Annotated in this window: 18 protein-coding genes; 6 read left to right on the top strand and 12 right to left on the bottom strand. The window is 68.3% G+C overall.

Annotated elements, in window-relative coordinates:
* Window positions 1-5 precede the first annotated feature (5 nt).
* Both recR and N0B51_RS06305 read left to right on the top strand, forming a co-directional pair.
* Entirely contained in the window at window positions 6-602 is a 597-nt protein-coding gene (gene recR / locus N0B51_RS06310; protein WP_259961424.1) for a recombination mediator RecR, read from the top strand.
* A 43-nt stretch (window positions 603-645) separates the two neighbouring features.
* Complete coding sequence (locus tag N0B51_RS06305) at window positions 646-1,212, top strand: peptide deformylase (protein ID WP_259961423.1); 567 nt, start codon at window positions 646-648, stop codon at window positions 1,210-1,212.
* 63 nt (window positions 1,213-1,275) lie between these two features.
* Here N0B51_RS06305 and N0B51_RS06300 read toward each other — a convergent pair whose 3' ends face one another.
* Window positions 1,276-1,674, bottom strand: a complete 399-nt coding sequence (locus N0B51_RS06300; protein WP_259961422.1) for a four-helix bundle copper-binding protein — start codon at window positions 1,672-1,674, stop codon at window positions 1,276-1,278.
* A gap of 95 nt (window positions 1,675-1,769) precedes the next feature.
* Here N0B51_RS06300 and N0B51_RS06295 point away from each other — a divergent pair, with 95 nt between their 5' ends.
* A complete protein-coding gene (locus N0B51_RS06295; RefSeq protein ID WP_259961421.1) occupies window positions 1,770-3,152 on the top strand; it encodes a DNA recombination protein RmuC in 1,383 nt (460 codons plus the stop codon).
* Between the two features lie 38 nt (window positions 3,153-3,190).
* Window positions 3,191-3,916: a hypothetical protein gene (locus tag N0B51_RS06290; RefSeq protein WP_259961420.1), complete on the top strand. Its 726-nt coding sequence runs from the start codon at window positions 3,191-3,193 to the stop codon at window positions 3,914-3,916.
* Between the two features lie 7 nt (window positions 3,917-3,923).
* Here N0B51_RS06290 and N0B51_RS06285 read toward each other — a convergent pair whose 3' ends face one another.
* From N0B51_RS06285 to N0B51_RS06255, 7 genes are all read right to left on the bottom strand, one after another.
* The gene (locus N0B51_RS06285) at window positions 3,924-4,736 is read right to left on the bottom strand and encodes a TrmH family RNA methyltransferase (RefSeq protein WP_259961419.1); all 813 of its coding nucleotides are present in this window, start codon (window positions 4,734-4,736) and stop codon (window positions 3,924-3,926) included.
* Entirely contained in the window at window positions 4,736-5,014 is a 279-nt protein-coding gene (locus tag N0B51_RS06280) for an HPr family phosphocarrier protein (RefSeq protein WP_259961418.1), read from the bottom strand. Before N0B51_RS06280 ends, N0B51_RS06285 begins: the two co-directional genes overlap by 1 nt.
* Before the next feature lie 10 nt (window positions 5,015-5,024).
* Window positions 5,025-5,453 (bottom strand): PTS sugar transporter subunit IIA, encoded by a 429-nt coding sequence (locus tag N0B51_RS06275; RefSeq protein ID WP_259961417.1) that lies wholly within the window; start codon window positions 5,451-5,453, stop codon window positions 5,025-5,027.
* A 76-nt stretch (window positions 5,454-5,529) separates the two neighbouring features.
* Window positions 5,530-6,471 (bottom strand): RNase adapter RapZ, encoded by a 942-nt coding sequence (gene rapZ / locus N0B51_RS06270; RefSeq protein ID WP_259961416.1) that lies wholly within the window; start codon window positions 6,469-6,471, stop codon window positions 5,530-5,532.
* Window positions 6,472-6,516: 45 nt separating this feature from the next.
* Window positions 6,517-6,960: an HPr kinase/phosphorylase gene (locus N0B51_RS06265; protein WP_259961415.1), complete on the bottom strand. Its 444-nt coding sequence runs from the start codon at window positions 6,958-6,960 to the stop codon at window positions 6,517-6,519.
* Window positions 6,957-8,528, bottom strand: a complete 1,572-nt coding sequence (locus N0B51_RS06260; RefSeq protein WP_259961414.1) for a HAMP domain-containing sensor histidine kinase — start codon at window positions 8,526-8,528, stop codon at window positions 6,957-6,959. Before N0B51_RS06260 ends, N0B51_RS06265 begins: the two co-directional genes overlap by 4 nt.
* A gap of 11 nt (window positions 8,529-8,539) precedes the next feature.
* Window positions 8,540-9,301, bottom strand: a complete 762-nt coding sequence (locus N0B51_RS06255; protein WP_259961413.1) for a response regulator transcription factor — start codon at window positions 9,299-9,301, stop codon at window positions 8,540-8,542.
* A gap of 217 nt (window positions 9,302-9,518) precedes the next feature.
* Between N0B51_RS06255 and N0B51_RS06250 the strand changes: the two genes are divergently transcribed.
* Window positions 9,519-11,129, top strand: coding sequence for a phosphoenolpyruvate carboxykinase (locus N0B51_RS06250; protein ID WP_259961412.1), 1,611 nt, complete (start codon window positions 9,519-9,521; stop codon window positions 11,127-11,129).
* 129 nt (window positions 11,130-11,258) lie between these two features.
* Here N0B51_RS06250 and N0B51_RS06245 read toward each other — a convergent pair whose 3' ends face one another.
* Together N0B51_RS06245 and N0B51_RS06240 are read right to left on the bottom strand one after the other, a co-directional pair.
* Window positions 11,259-13,091 carry a DUF885 domain-containing protein gene (locus N0B51_RS06245; protein WP_259961410.1) on the bottom strand — a complete coding sequence of 611 codons (1,833 nt, stop codon included), beginning with the start codon at window positions 13,089-13,091 and terminating at the stop codon, window positions 11,259-11,261.
* A 40-nt stretch (window positions 13,092-13,131) separates the two neighbouring features.
* Window positions 13,132-13,521 carry a DUF3597 domain-containing protein gene (locus N0B51_RS06240; RefSeq protein ID WP_259961409.1) on the bottom strand — a complete coding sequence of 130 codons (390 nt, stop codon included), beginning with the start codon at window positions 13,519-13,521 and terminating at the stop codon, window positions 13,132-13,134.
* 105 nt (window positions 13,522-13,626) lie between these two features.
* Between N0B51_RS06240 and N0B51_RS06235 the strand changes: the two genes are divergently transcribed.
* Window positions 13,627-13,854 carry a hypothetical protein gene (locus tag N0B51_RS06235; RefSeq protein ID WP_259961408.1) on the top strand — a complete coding sequence of 76 codons (228 nt, stop codon included), beginning with the start codon at window positions 13,627-13,629 and terminating at the stop codon, window positions 13,852-13,854.
* Between the two features lie 3 nt (window positions 13,855-13,857).
* On the opposite strand, the gene N0B51_RS06230 is transcribed toward N0B51_RS06235, so the two are convergent.
* Together N0B51_RS06230 and N0B51_RS06225 are read right to left on the bottom strand one after the other, a co-directional pair.
* Window positions 13,858-14,532 (bottom strand): TonB family protein, encoded by a 675-nt coding sequence (locus tag N0B51_RS06230; protein ID WP_259961407.1) that lies wholly within the window; start codon window positions 14,530-14,532, stop codon window positions 13,858-13,860.
* A 125-nt stretch (window positions 14,533-14,657) separates the two neighbouring features.
* Window positions 14,658-15,314 (bottom strand): alpha/beta hydrolase, encoded by a 657-nt coding sequence (locus N0B51_RS06225; protein WP_259961406.1) that lies wholly within the window; start codon window positions 15,312-15,314, stop codon window positions 14,658-14,660.
* Window positions 15,315-15,369 lie beyond the last annotated feature (55 nt).

Raw genomic sequence — 15,369 nt, 5'->3', positions numbered from 1 at the left:
GCCCCATGGCATCGCAAGAGATCGAGGCGCTGAGCGGCGCACTGGCGAAGCTGCCGGGCCTCGGCCCGCGCAGCGCGCGCCGCGCGGTGCTGTGGCTGGTCAAGCGGCGCGAAACGGCGCTGCGCCAACTCGTCGCGGCGCTGGCCGAGGTACAGGACCGGCTCGTGGAGTGCGCGACCTGCGGCAACGTCGACACGAGCGATCCGTGCGGCATCTGCTCCGATCCGCGCCGCGACCCGCGGTCCCTGTGCGTGGTGGAGGACGTCGCCGACCTCTGGGCGCTCGACCGGGCGAAGCTGTTCACCGGGCGTTACCACGTCCTCGGCGGCCGGCTCTCGGCGCTCGACGGAGTGGGGCCCGAAGACCTTTCGATCGGCCGCCTGATCGACCGTGTCGGGGAGGGCGGGATCGACGAAGTGGTGCTGGCGATGAACGCCACGCTCGAGGGGCAGACGACCGCCCACTACATCGCCGAACGGCTCGAAGGGCGGCCAGTGCGCATCACCCAGCTCGCCCACGGACTGCCGGTCGGCGGCGAGCTGGACTACCTCGACGAGGGCACGCTTGCACAGGCATTGCGGGCGCGGCGACCGGTCGGTTGACGGCTCACTTGCCGTTCAGCCGGATCGTGCTTATTTGCGCGCCATGGCCATCCGTGAAATCCTCGAAGTGCCGGATCCCCGGCTCAAGACCGTGTCCGAACCCGTGACGGTGTTCGACGACGAGCTGAAGACGCTTGTCGAGGACATGTTCGAGACGATGTACGATGCGCCCGGCATCGGCCTGGCCGCGATCCAGGTCGGCGTGCCCAAGCGCGTGCTGGTTATCGACCTCCAGCCCGACGATCCGGATGCCGAGCCCGAAGTGTGCAACCACGGCGGCCACCAGCACACCCACCAGCCGACGAAGAAGGAACCGCGGGTCTTCGTAAACCCCGAGATCCTCGACCCGGCCGAAGAGCTGGCGACCTACCAGGAGGGTTGCCTGTCGGTCCCCGAGATATTCGCCGACGTCGATCGCCCGGCGACCTGCCGGGTGCGCTGGCAGGACCTTGACGGCAACGTCCACGAGGAGGCGATGGAGGGGCTGATGGCCACCTGCATCCAGCACGAGATGGATCACCTCGAGGGCATCCTGTTCATCGACCACCTCAGCCGCCTCAAGCGGCAGATGGCCTTGAAGAAGCTTCAGAAGCTGCGCCAGGCCGCCTGACGCGCACGCCAGCAAGAAGCCCCGCCGTCTGGCGGGGCCTTTTTCATTCAGGTGTGGGGCAGGTCAGGCGTGGGCCTTCATCCCCTCGAGCGCCTTGCGGCAATCCTCGGCGCACTCGCGGCACATCTTCGCGCAGCGACGGCAGTGGTCGGTGTCGTGCCTGTCGCACTCGGACGCGCAGCGTTCGCAGGCGGTGATGCATGCCTGAAGCATTGCCTCGATAACCTTGACGTCGCCCGCGGTGCGCCGGCTGGCGACGCGGTAGGTCGCCTCGCACACGTCCGAGCAATCGCTGCACAGGCGGATGCAGGCGCGCATGTCCATGTCCTCCGCGCTGCACGCGTCGGCGCACGAGTTGCAGATCGCGGCGCAGTACATCGCGTGCTTGACGGCCTCGGCGAGTTGCTCGTTGTAGTCGTTCCCGACCTGCGGGTGCTCGCGGATCATTTCCTTGATCGACATGGGCTTGTCTCCTTCTGCCGATGCAGCGCGCGAGAGCGGTGGATAGTTCCGCAACGCTCTTTCCTACACCCGGCGTTCCGCCTATGTTCCCTGGCATGGAACCTCTCGCAATCATCATGACCATCGTTGTCGTCGCGTTGGCGGCAGGGGCCGCCGGCTGGTACCTCGGCTCGCGCCCGGTCGCCGACTGGAAGGCGCGCCACGGCGAGCGCGATGCCGAGGCGAAGGAGATTGCCGACAAGCTCGCCCGGATGGTCCCCGAACTCGCCACGATGAGCGAACGCGCCGCGCGGGCCGATTCGCTGGCCGCCTCTCTCGATGCCGCGCGCGAGGAACTGACCGCGCTCAAGGCACAGGCCGCCGGCTTCGCCGAGCAGAAGCGCCTGCTCGAGGAAAGCCGCGAGAAGCTGCTCAAGGAATTCGAGAACACCGGCGCGCAAGTGCTGGGCAAGGCGCAGGAAATGTTCCTCGCCCGGGCCGGCGAACGGTTCGATCACGCCGAAAAGGCCAACAAGGAGGCGATCGCCGCGCTGCTCCAGCCCGTGGGCGACCGGCTCAAGGCCTACGAGACCCAGGTCGAGACTCTCGAGAAGCAGCGGGTCGATGCGTTCGGTCAGCTCGCCGGGATGATCGAGGCGATGCGCGCGGGCCAGGAAGAGGTGCGGCGCGAGGCGGCCCGGCTCGGCAATTCGCTGACCAACGCGCCCAAGGCGCGCGGGCGGTGGGGCGAGCGCGCGCTGCAGAACGTGCTCGAGCAGTGCGGGCTGTCGGAGCACACCGACTTCGACCTCGAGCATTCGATGGATACCGAGGACGGCCGGCTGCGGCCGGACGCGATCGTCCGGGTGCCGGGCCAGAAGAAGCTGGTGATCGACGCCAAGGTGTCGCTCAACGCCTACCAGGCGGCGTTCGAGGCGGACGACGACGACGAGCGCAAGCGGCATCTCGACCAGCATGCCAAGTCGATGCGCAGCCACGTCCAGACGCTCGGCGCGAAAGGCTACCAGAGCCAGTTCGACGAGGCGCCCGACTATGTCGTGATGTTCGTGCCGGGCGAACATTTCGTCGCCGCGGCGCTCGAACACGATCCCGAGCTGTGGGACTTCGCCTTCCGCAACAAGGTGCTGCTGGCGACTCCTACCAACCTCGTGGCGATCGCGCGGACGGTCGCGCAGGTCTGGCGGCAGGACACCATCGCCCGCGAGGCGGTCGAGATCGGCAAGGCGGGGGCGGAACTCTATGATCGGCTGGCGGTGGCGGCCGAGCACATGAAGCGCGTCGGCGGCGGGCTCGAGACAGCAGTCAACAACTACAACAAGTTCGTCGGCAGCTTCGAGCGCAACGTGTTGTCGGCCGGGCGCCGGCTCAAGGACAAGGGCATCGAGATCGGCAAGCGCGAAATCGACGAAGTGCCCCTCGTCGAAGCCGCGCCGCGGTATGTCGAGGGCCCGCAGGCGGAACCCGCGATAGAAGATTAGGTTGAAATCGCGGACGCTTGGTCGCTACGGAATGCGCGATGTGGATACCTGACAGAAAGACGATCTTCGCGCTGGCGCTGGCGACCCTGGCAGCGGCTTGCAGCCAGGAAAACGCGCCGTCGGAAGCGATCAACAAGGCTGCCGACAAGGTCGTCAAGACGGTCGACGGATCCGCCAGCGACGCCTCGGGCCGCGGCGAATACGCCCCGCGCGACGATTGCGGCGACACGCCCGGCGCGGAAAACTTCCGCCGGCAACTCGGCGCCGCGGTCGAGGCGCGCGACGCCGACCGCCTCGCCGCGCTCGCTGCCCCCGACGTGAAGCTCGACTTCGGCGGGGGCGCGGGCACGGCGGTGCTGCGGTCCCGCCTGAGCAGGAAGGAGCAGGATCTGTGGGGTGAGCTCGACGATCTCCTGAAGCTGGGCTGCGCGGTCAATGCGCAAGGCGGCATCACGATTCCCTGGTACGCCGCAAAGCCGCTCGAGGGGGTCGACCCGGCTGCGGACATGCTCGTCACCGGCGAAGGCGTGCCGGTCCGGCGCGATGCCGATGCCGATTCGCCCGAGATCGCGCAGGTTTCGTGGAACTTCGTACGGCTGGTCGACGGGCTTCAGCCGGAAGACGACTTCCAGAAGGTCGCGTTCGACGGGGACAAGACCGGGTTCATCGCCACCGACAGGCTGCGCAGCCCGCTCGATTACCGACTGGTCGCCTCAAGCCGCGACGGCAAGTGGAGCTTCACGAGCCTGGTCGCGGGCGACTAGCCCGGATTCACGGGTCGAGCGTGGCGAGCACCTCGTAGGCGAGGACGGCTGCGGCGACCGCGGCGTTGAGGCTGTCGGCGCGTCCTTTCATCGGCATCGTCACGCGCAGGTCGCACGCTGCCTCGTATTCGGCCGGAAGCCCGCGCGATTCGTTGCCGACGAGCACGAAGCAGGGCGCGGCATATTGCGCCCCGCGATAGGGCACGGCCTCGCGCAGCGACGCGGCGACGAGCTGCCCCGCTCCGCCGCGCAGCCATGGCAGGAACGCGTCCCAGCTTGCCTGGGCGATCGTCTGGGTGAAGACCGCGCCCATGCTGGCGCGCACGGCCTCGACCGAGAACGGGTCGGCGCAGTCATCGATCAGGATCAACCCCCCTGCGCCCACCGCGTCGCCGGTGCGCAGCATCGTGCCGAGGTTGCCGGGGTCGCGGAGCGCCTGGGCGACGAGCCAGATCGGCGCGGCCGACCGGTCGATTGCGGAGAGCGCGGTGTCGAACTCGGCGAACACCCCGGCGACCGCCTGCGGATTGTCCTTGCCGGTGATCTTGCCGAGGATATCGGCGCTGGTCTCGATCACCTCGCCGCCCGCGGCGAGCACGTCGGCCTCGAGAGCGGCAAGCAGGGGATGCGGATCGCGACCCTCCGCCATGACCAGGATCTCGGGCAGCCGGCCGCTCTCGCGCGCATCGGTCAGCAGGCGCAGCCCTTCGGCGAGGAAGCGCCGCTCGCGCTTGCGATGCTTCTTGTCACGCAGCGCGCGCAGCGCCTTGACGGTCGGGTTGGAAAAGCCGGTGATCGTGCGCCGGCCGGGACGATCCATCAGTCTTCGCCGAAACCGTCGTCGATCATCGCGCAGAGCTGGTCGAGCACGGCATCGGCACCGTCGCCGGCGACGATCACCTCGACGTCGTCACCCTTGGCGGCGCCGAGCATCATCAGGCCGAGGATCGAGCCGCCGACCGCCTCGTTGCCGTCCTTGGCAAGACGCACGGAGCAGCCGTCGGGCAGCGCGGCAACCGCGTTCACGAACTTGGCGCTCGCGCGCGCGTGAAGCCCTCGCTGGTTGACGATCGTGCAGGTCCGGCGCGCTTCGTTCATCGGGCGGGGCTCACTGCGCCGCCTTCTTCTTGTCGCACGCCCCCGTGGCAAGGAATTCGGAAGCGATGGTGATGTAGCTCTTGCCGGCGTCGCGCGCGGCGGAGACCGCGGCAGTGACATCCATCGACTTGCGCGCGCCGGCCAAGCGGATCAGCATCGGCAGGTTGACCCCCGCAATGACCTCGACCCGGCCAGCCTCGAGTAGCGAGATGGCGAGATTGGAGGGCGTACCGCCGAACAGGTCGGTCAGCACGATCGCGCCCGCACCGGTATCTACCCGGGCAATGGCGGCCGCGATCTCCTTGCGACGCTTTTCCATGTCGTCGTGCGGGCCGATGCAGATCGTCGCGATGCCCTCCTGCGGGCCGACCACGTGCTCCATCGCGCTGACGAATTCCTCGGCCAAGCGGCCGTGGGTGACCAGGATCAATCCGATCATGTGACTGGGATGCTCTGCCTGCGAGATGGTTCCGCGGTGCCGCGTCTTTCGCGGTCGCCGCCGTGATGCGGGGTCGTCATGCCAACGGCTGCCCTTCGAGCTGGTCTGCGGCGCGCGAACCCAGGTTGCGATGGACGACAGTGGGCGAAAATCCGCCCTCGCGCAAGGCCCGCGCGATGGCCTCTGCGGTGTGAACCGACCGGTGCCTGCCGCCGGTGCAGCCGAACGCGATCGTCACGTACGTCTTGCCCTGTTCGGCATAGCGCGGAAGCAGCAGGAGCAGGAGATCGCGGATCCTTGCATACGCTTCGGCCCACGCAGGATCGTTTTCGATGTGGGCAGAAACCGCGGGGTCGAGGCCGGTCAGCGGCCGCAGCTCCGCAACCCAGTGCGGGTTGTCGAGGAAGCGCATGTCGAACACGAGGTCGGCCAGCGGCGGCATCCCGCGCGCAAAGCCGAAGCTTGCGACGGTGACCGTCATCGCGTCCTCGGGCGCATCGGCGAACCGGTCGCGAATGGCCTGTTGCAGATCGCTCGCGGTCAGCGCGCTGGTATCGATGACCGCCTCGGCCCAGCGGCGAAGGGGGTCGAGCAGTTCGCGCTCGGCCTGGATGCCCTCGATCAGCGGGCGTCCCTGGGCCATCGGGTGCCGCCGCCGTGTTTCGTTGTAGCGCCGCTCGAGTTCCGCGCTGGTGCAGTCGAGGAACAGCGTGGTGAGGTCGAGGTCCGGTCGGGCCGCCAGTTTCTTGCAGCGCGCGATGATTTCCTGCGGGACGAACCCCCGCGTGCGCGAATCGAAGCCGACCGCCAGCGGCGGGCGCGGTTCTCCGCCAAGTTCGAAGCGATTGGCGGATTCCGCGCCGATCAGCCGTTCGAGCAGTCGGATCGGGAAGTTGTCGATCGCCTCCCACCCGAGATCCTCGAGCACCCTCAGCGCGGTGGTCTTGCCCGCGCCGGAAAGACCGGTGACGAGCACCACCCGTTGCGAGCGGGAGCGGGAAGCCGAGTCGGCGTTCATGCCCGCATCTGTGGAGGCTGCGGAAGTGTTTTGGAAGGGCGGCCTTCAGGCCGTCTTGCCGGGAGACAGGCCGTGCATCGCCAGCGCGTATTCGGCGCGCAGCGCGGCGGCGGGTCCGCGCAGGTCGAAGGCGAGCAGCGGTATCGCGCACCCGGCAAGGGCGACCGTTCCCGTGCCTTCGACGAACCGCGGCAGCACGTCGTGCGCCCGCAGGACCAGGGCTACCGGAGCGCCGGTCGTGGGAAGGGTGGCGATTCCAACTCCGCGCACCTCGATCAGCCCCGCCGTCGCCGATGGAGGGGTCGCGAGCAGCACGCCCGCTTCGGCGTGCAGCCGGACCCCGTCGTCGCCGATGAGCGTCGCGCCGCGATCGATCAGGGTGAGCGCGAGGGTGGTCTTGCCGCAGCCCGGCGGTCCCTCGATCAGCAGACCGCGGCCCCCGATCGCGACCGCGGTTGCCTGGTGGAGCGAGGGCACCGCGGGCGTCATCGGCGCGGGACGTCCGCATCCGGCAGGGTGAGAACCATGCTCGCCCCGCAGGCTCCGTCGCTCCGCGGTTCGGCGATCAGGGTCCCGTCGTGCGCTTCGGCGATGGTCCGCGCTATCGCCAGGCCGAGCCCGCTGTGCTGGCCGAAACCCTCTTCCTCGGGCCGGTCGGAATGGAACCGGCGGAAGACCTTTTCGCGGGCGTCTTCGGGGATGCCTGGCCCGTGGTCGCTGACCGCCAGCGTGACCAGCCGGTCGCCGCGGTCGATCGTCAGTTCGATCGGGGTGCCGGGCGGCGAGAACGAAACCGCGTTGTCGAGCAGGTTGTCGATCACGCGCTCGAGCCGGACGGGCACACCCAGCACCTGAGCGCCGCCCGGCGGCCGGGTGATGACGACCCGGTGGTCGGCGTTCTCGGCGCGGGTATCTCTCCGCCCGACGATGTTCTGCGCCAGCGCGACGAGGTCGATCCGCTCGAACGTCGCGCGGCTGAGTTCGGCGTCGATGCGGCTGGCCTCGGATATCTCGCTGACCAGGCGGTCGATCCGCCGCACGTCATGGGCGGCGATCGCGTTCAGCTGACCGCGCAGTTCCGTGTCCTCGACCTGAGCGAGCGATTCGAGCGCGCTGCGCAGGGACGCGAGCGGGTTCTTGATCTCGTGCGCGACGTCGGCGGCGAAATGTTCGACCGCGTCGATGCGGTGGCGCAGCGTGTCGGTCATGTCGGCGATTGCGCGGGCAAGCTGGCCGATCTCGTCGCGGCGCATCGGCAGGCGCGGCACCTCGACCTGGCGCTCGCGGCCCTGCCGCACGCGGTTGGTCGCGCTCGCCAGCATTCGCAGCGGGCTGACGATGGTGCGCGCCATGTATAGCGACAGCAGCGTCGACATGAACAGCGCGAGCAGCACCGCGATGATCAGCGTGCTGCGTGCTTCGCGAACCTGCTGGGTGATGTCCACCGCGTTGCGGGTGGTGAGCAGGGTCGCGCCGAGCAGGCCAACGGGGGCGGCGGTGTTGATCACCGGCGTCCCGTCGCTCGCGTCGCGCAGCTGGATCTGGGTCAGGTTCTCCTCGCGCGCGCGTTTCAGTTCGGGCCAGGCGTCGGCATCGGGGTCGTCCGGCTCGACGTAGTCGGGGATGGGATCGGCGCCGACCACGGTATCGACCGCGCGGTCGAGCCAGCGGGCGAGGTTTTCCTGCCAGGTTTCGTCTCCGGGCCGGTCGAACGCGAAACTGGGTTCGGCGAGCTGGAAGCTGTCGGCCCACAGGTTGCCCTCCGCGTCGAACATACGCAGGCGCATCTTCTGCTCCTTGCCGATCTGGATCAGCAGCGCCTCCTGGCGTTCCCTGCTGGCGCCGGCCAGCGCCTCGGCGGTGATCTGCGCCTCGACCCGCGCCAGCTTGTAGCGTTCGTTGAGCAGCTGCTTGCGGTAGCTGTCGAGATAGAACACCCCGCCGCCCAGCAGCAGCAGCGGCAGCAGATTGATGATCAGGATGCGCGGGGTAAGCGACAGACGCCGCCCGGGCGTGAAGCGCGTCAGCCCCGCCGTGGGATCAGCCGCCCGGTTCATCGGCAAGCGCCTCAGCCATCGGCGAAGCTGTAGCCCGCGCCGTAAAGCGTTTCGATCGCGGCGAAGTCGGGGTCCACGCTGCGGAACTTGCGGCGCATCCGCTTGATGTGGCTGTCGACCGTGCGATCGTCGACGAAGACGTCGTCGGGATAGGCGGCATCCATCAACTGGTTGCGGCTCTTGATCACGCCCGGACGCTGCGCGAGCGCCTCGAGGATGAGGAACTCGGTGACGGTGAGCGAGACCGGGCGGTCCTCCCACGTCACCTGGTGGCGCGCTGGGTCCATTCGCAGGCGGCCGCGCTCGATCACCGGGCCGGGCTCTGGCGCGCTGGCGTCGGCTTCGTGGGGATCGACCGCACCGCTGCGCTTCAGGATGGCGCGGATCCGGGCGATCAGCAGCCGCAGGCTGAACGGCTTTGCGATGTAGTCGTCGGCGCCCATCTCGAAGCCGGCTTCCTCGTCCTGCTCGTCGTCCTTGCTGGTAAGGAAGATGACGGGAAGAGCGGGATGCTGCGCGCGGACCCGGCGGAGAAGCTCCATTCCGTCCATCCGCGGCATCTTGATGTCGAAGACCCCGAAGTCGGGCGGATTTTCGCTGATCGCCTTCAGCGCGGCCTCGCCGTCCGAATAGACGCGGGTCGCGAACCCTTCGGCCTGCAGCGCGATGGAAACGGTGGTGAGGATGTTGCGATCGTCGTCGACGAGCGCGATCGTGGTCCGATCCGCGCGAGTGCCCGAGGTGCTACCGGTTTCGTTGGCATCGACCTGCATCGCCCCCGACTAGCGGCTGCGGGCGCTTACGGCAACGCGGCTTTGCGCGGAGGGAGGGTGGTTCTTTGGTCCGCCAAACTTTTGCCATCACGCGGCTGTTTGACGGGAATCGGATTGCCGACTATTGGCCGGGACAAGGCCCGCGCATTCGTATGCACAGCATCGCGAACGTGCGACCAGCCGCTTGGATTTCCGCTACGGAACTGGAGAGAAAGAAGTGACCGCCGCCCTCGCTCATCCGCTGTCCGCCCAGGGCATCGAAACCTCCGCCCGTATCGAAGCCAACCTCGGCACCGACGCGCTGATCGACACCGCGATCGCCAACGGCGAGGGGCGGCTGGCGAAGGACGGCGCGCTGGTCGTGGAAACCGGCAAGCACACCGGACGCAGCGCCAGGGACAAGTTCATCGTCCGCGATGCCGAGACCGAGAGCACGGTCAACTGGGGCAAGGTCAACGTGCCGATGTCGCCCGCGCATTTCGCTGCCCTCAAGGCCGATTTCATGGCCGCGCTGAAGGACAAGGACGCGCTCTACGTCGCCGACCTGTTCGGCGGCTCGCAGCCCGAGCACCGCGTGAACGTGCGGGTGATCAACGAACTGGCGTGGCACAACCTGTTCATCCGCACGCTGCTTGTGCGGCCGACCGAGGCGGAACTCGCCGGCTTCACTCCGGAATACACGATCATCGACCTGCCCAGCTTCCGGGCCGATCCCGAGCGCCACGGCACGCGGAGCGAGACGGTGATCGCGGTCAACCTGTCGGAAAAGCTGATCCTCATCGGCGGCACCAAGTACGCCGGCGAAATGAAGAAGAGCGTGTTCGGCATCCTCAACTACCTGCTGCCCGCGCAGGGCGTGATGCCGATGCACTGCAGCGCCAATATCGGACCGGACGGCAAGACGGCCGTGTTCTTTGGCCTGTCGGGGACCGGCAAGACCACGCTTTCGGCCGACGCCAGCCGCACGCTGATCGGCGACGACGAGCACGGCTGGTCGGACACTGCGGTCTTCAATTTCGAGGGCGGCTGCTACGCCAAGATGATCCGCCTCTCGCCCGAGGCAGAGCCCGAAATCTACGCCACGACCAGGATGCGCGGCACGGTGCTCGAGAACGTGGTGATGGACGAGAACGGCGAACTCGACTTCGACGACAACTCGCTCGCCGAGAACAGCCGCGGCGCCTATCCGATCGAATTCATCCCGAACGCGAGCCAGGACAACATGGGGCCGCCGCCGTCGAACGTGGTGATGCTGACCGCCGACGCGTTCGGGGTCCTGCCGCCGATCGCGCGGCTGACGCCCGACCAGGCGATGTACCATTTCCTGTCGGGCTACACCGCCAAGGTGGCCGGCACCGAGATCGGCGTGACCGAGCCCGAGGCAACGTTCAGCACCTGCTTCGGCGCCCCGTTCATGCCGCGGCACCCCAGCGTTTACGGCAACCTGCTCAAGGAACGGATCGCTAAGGGCAACGTCCAGTGCTGGCTGCTCAACACCGGCTGGTCGGGCGGCAAGGCGACCGACGAGGGCATCGAGCGAATGCCGATCAAGGCGACCCGCGCGCTGCTCAACGCCGCGCTCGACGGCAGCCTCAACGACGCCGACTTCCGCAAGGATCCCAACTTCGGGTTCGATGTTCCGGTGAGCGTTCCGGGCGTCGACGCCCGGCTGCTGGACCCGCGGGCGGCCTGGGCTGATCCCGACGCCTACGACCGCACCGCGCACAAGCTGGTGCAGCTGTTCGTCGACAATTTCGCCCAGTTCGAGAATCACGTCGACCAGGGGGTGCGCGACGCCGCGCCGAACCTGGCTGCCGAAGCCGCCTGACGGCTTCGCACGAGTTGGAGAGGGGGGCCCCGGCCGGGAAACCGGACCGGGGCCTTTAACTGTCTGGCACGCCCCAAGGGAGGTGCGCGTGCCCTTGGCCGACTATTTCACGCGGCGGCAGGCGACCGGTCAGCCGCGCGCCCGCGCGATGTAGCGGTCGACGGTCTTGGACAGCACGTCCATCGGCACGTTGCCCCCGTCGACGACCGCCTGGTCGAACGCCTTGAGGTCGAACCGGTCCCCGAGCGCGGCCTGCCCCCGCGCGCGCTCGCGCACGATCGCGGTGTGCCCGATCTTGTACGAACAGGCCTGGCCCGGCCACGAGCAGTACCGGTCCACCTCGCTCGCCATCTCGAGCGGGTTGCTGCCGTTGCGCTCGACGAACAAGTCCAGTGCCTGCTGCCTGGTCCAGCGCATATGGTGCAGTCCGGTATCCGCGATCAGGCGGCAGGCGCGCCAGGCCTGGTCCTGCAGGTAGCCGAGGCGCCATTCGGGATGATCGACATAGGCGCCCAACTCGTCCGCGAGCTGCTCTCCGTAGAGCGCCCAGCCTTCCGAAAACGCGCTGAACGAAAGCATCGAGCGGATAGTGGGAAGCTGGTTCGAATATTCGCCCTGCCAGACGTGGCCGGGGATCGCTTCGTGGTGCACCAGCGTCGGCAGCGTGTAGGTCCGGTGCAGGTCGGTTGTGTGGAGGTTGATCCACATCCGCCCGGGAATCTTTCCGTCCTTGCTGCCCGCACCGCCATAGGCGTTGGGGGCACCCGGTTCCTCGGCCACGGGAAGCCGGCGGATCTCCATGTTGGGATCGACGGGGCGCTCGAACGCGCGCGGCATCTGGGCCTTGATCCATGCAAGTCGCTCGTGGAGGAACGCCATGATCTCGGCGCGGCCCGGGTCGCCGTCGGCGAACATGAACCGGCGGTCTTCGCCCAGCGCCTTCATTCGCTGGCCCACCGATCCGTCGCGGTAGCCGAGCTTGACCAGGATCGGGTCCATCTTCGCGTGGATTTCCTCCAGCTCGGCAAGGCCGATGGCGTGGATTTCCTCGGGCGAGAGGCGCGTCGTGGTCGCGGCGCGCAGGGCCCAGGCGTACCATTCGTCGCCGCGGGGCTGGCTCCACAGGCCGGGGTCCATGTCGGCGACCGCGCGTTCGGCCTCAAGCTCGGCCAGCTGCCGCTCGAGCGCGGCGGCGATCGGGCCGGACGATATGGCGAAGGCGCGGTTCCCCCATTCGCCGGGAATGCCGGCCGTGCGGCTCGTCAGTCCGTCGACGTAGGCACCTTCGCGCGAGCGCGCATCGGCGATCGACTTCTTCATCGCCGCGATCGCCTTGTCGAGCAGGAAGCCCGGCGGCACCACGCCCATCGCCCGCGCGGCGCGGATCCGCTCGAGCTCGCCGTCAAGCTGGGCGGGGATCGCGGCGATGCGGTCGAGGTAGTATTCGGCGTCCGCCGCATCGCGCACGGGGTGCGTTGCGGTCATGAACCGGGGGAAGTCGATGTATCCGCCGACGTTCTGGATCACCGCGTAGGGCGCATTGCGCCAGCCGCCGACGGTGATCTCGCCATAGGGCAGCGCGAACCCGTCGAGCGCGGTCGAGAAGGCACTATCGACAACCTCGAAACTGGTGCGCGTGGCCGGGTCCAGGACGGCGGTATCCACCGCCCGGACCTGCGCGAGAGCGGACCGGAGCGTGGCTGCGAGCGCGCGGTCGCCCGCTGGCGAGCTGTCCCCGAGCTTCCCCCGCAATTCCGCGTGCTCACCGACGTCCAGACCCATCGCGGTCGCGCCCGTGGGGCTGTGTTCGAGCAGCCGCCAGGCGATATCGTCCAATAGGGCGGCTGCCTCGCCCTGGCCGGCCGGCGAGGCTAGTGTCGTGCAGCCCGACAGGGCGATGGCGGATACGCCGCCGATCCCGGAGAGGGCCTGGCGGCGGGTGACCTGAAAGTGCGACTCCATCCAGCGCGCTTACGGAGACGCGCGGGCGCAAGTCAAACCGTCAGTCGATGAATTCCGCCGGAACCCGTCCGCCGTTGCGGGCAAGTTCGCTCATCACCTGCCGGTGCAGCCAGACGTTGTCCTCGGCGCTGCCCGAATAGTCGGCCCGGCCCATTTCCTGGGCGAGCGCCTTGCGGCTCTCGTAGTCGGAATCGACCCCGATAAGCTTCATCAGGTCGACGATCGACGTGCGCCAGTTGAGCCGGTCGGCGCCCGGCATATTGTCGAGGTTGTTCTCAACATCCACGACACCGATCGCCGCGCTGTCGCTGGGTTCGGGGCTGGGGGGCGGATTGCCCGGTGATTGGGTGGTGTCGATCGTGGGAGAAGGCGCCGGTGCGGGGTGTTCCCTGCCGAAGATGGCGTCCCTGATCTTGCCGAAAATGCTCATCGATGCACTCCGATGGATGCGGGGCGGCCAGCCCGCCCGTGTGGAGCAAGAACAAGTGGGCGGGCGGGCTGTTCCGGGTGCCCGGTTGGCGCTAGGGGTGCGGCCATGATGCCCGCGGTCCTCTCGATCCTCGTCCTCGCGACCTTCGCGCTCGTCGGCGGGGCCGCGTGGCTGTGGAACAAGCCAGGTATGCGCAAGAAGGCGCTCCTGATGCTCGTCCTGGCGGGGATCGCGGTCGTGAACGTGGCGATCTGGACTCTGCCCGACAGCGAGGGGCGCGCCCCGGTCAGGCAGCTGGACGCGCCGGCGGATCGAACCGGCGGCGCGCCCTAGACCCTATTCGGGAAGCTCCCAGCGGACCGCGCTGGCGTAGCTACCGGCGATCTTCGTGCCGGTCGCGTCCCGCGCCGGTTCGAACTGCGCACGGCGGCTGATCAGCGCGCAAGTCGCGTTATCGAGTTCGGCATGGCCGCTCGATGCGGTGACCGCGCAGTCCTGCACCTTGCCGTTGGCGCCGACGGTCAGCCGGAAGCGGGTGACGCCGGTCCATTCGCGGCTGATCCAGCTCGATCGATAGTCTTCGACCGTCACCCACTTGCCCGGATCGCCGCGCGGTCTGACAGCGACCGGATCGAACGCGGGGCGAGCCGGGGTCGCGCTCGGCGTGGGTCGCGGCACGACAAAGGGGACCGGATCGGGCAGCGGCACGATGATCGGCGTCGTGTCGATCGGCGGGCGCACCGGGGACAGGTCGAGCGGCGGCGCCGGGGCGTGGACGGGCGGGGTGACGAGCGAGGGCTCCGGTTCGACCTGGGGATCGGGCTCGGGCGGAGGCGGTGGGGGGTCGAGCGGCACTTCGACGTTGATCCCTTGGGGATTCTTCACCGTTTCGATGATCTTCTCGAAGCTGAGGCCCGTCACCAGGGCGTACCCCACGAGGCCATGGATTGCGACGACGGCGGCGACCGCGCCGGGGCGGTCCTTCCAGGTCGTGTGCGACAGGTAAGCCATATCGAGTCTCCTCTCTCGACAAGCAATGTTACAACGTTACATCCACGAAGCAAGCGGTTTCGCGTTGCGGAGCGCCACGGATCGGTTGCTCACGGCGGCCCGGGGGTGCGGGCCGTCGTGGAACGTCAGCGGATCGGGCAGTCGGGCGAGAGCCGGAAGTCGAGGTAGTTGTCGACCGACAGCATCATCTCGTCGAGCTCGTGCTCGAAGAAATGATTCGCCCGCGGAATCTCGTCGTGATGGATCGTGATGTGCTTCTGCGTCCGCAGCTTTTCGACCAGCTTGGTGACCGAGCTGGGCTGGACGACCGTGTCCTGCGCGCCGTGCACGAAGATCCCGCTTGCCGGGCACGGGGCGAGGAACGTGAAATCGTACATGCTCGCCGGGGCCGAGATCGAGATGAACCCGCGCACTTCGGGCCGCCGCATGAGCAGCTGCATCCCGATCAGCGCGCCGAAGCTGACTCCCGCGACCCAGGTCGTCTGCGCTTCGGGGTGGACGGTCTGTACCCAGTCGAGCGCCGATGCGGCATCGCTGAGTTCGCCCACGCCGTTGTCGAAGCTGCCCTGGCTGCGGCCGACGCCGCGGAAGTTGAAGCGCAGCGTCGCGAAACCGCGGTCGACGAAAGTCTTGTAGAGCCGCTGGACGATGCGATCGTTCATCGTGCCGCCGCCGTGCGGGTGCGGATGGAGGATCATCGCCACCGGCGCGCGCGGACGCGGCCCGGGGCTGAAACGGCCTTCGAGGCGGCCTTCGGGGCCGGGGAAGATCACTGAGGGCATGAAATCGCCTTGGCTGAACGGTTTGCGCGGGAGCGGCTGGCGCCTCGCGGGTGGG

This window comes from Tsuneonella litorea, assembly GCF_025154015.1.
Classification (GTDB): Bacteria; Pseudomonadota; Alphaproteobacteria; order Sphingomonadales; family Sphingomonadaceae; genus Tsuneonella; species Tsuneonella litorea.
The sequence above is the reverse complement of the archived record's forward strand: the minus strand, read 5'-3'. Positions and strand labels throughout refer to the sequence as shown.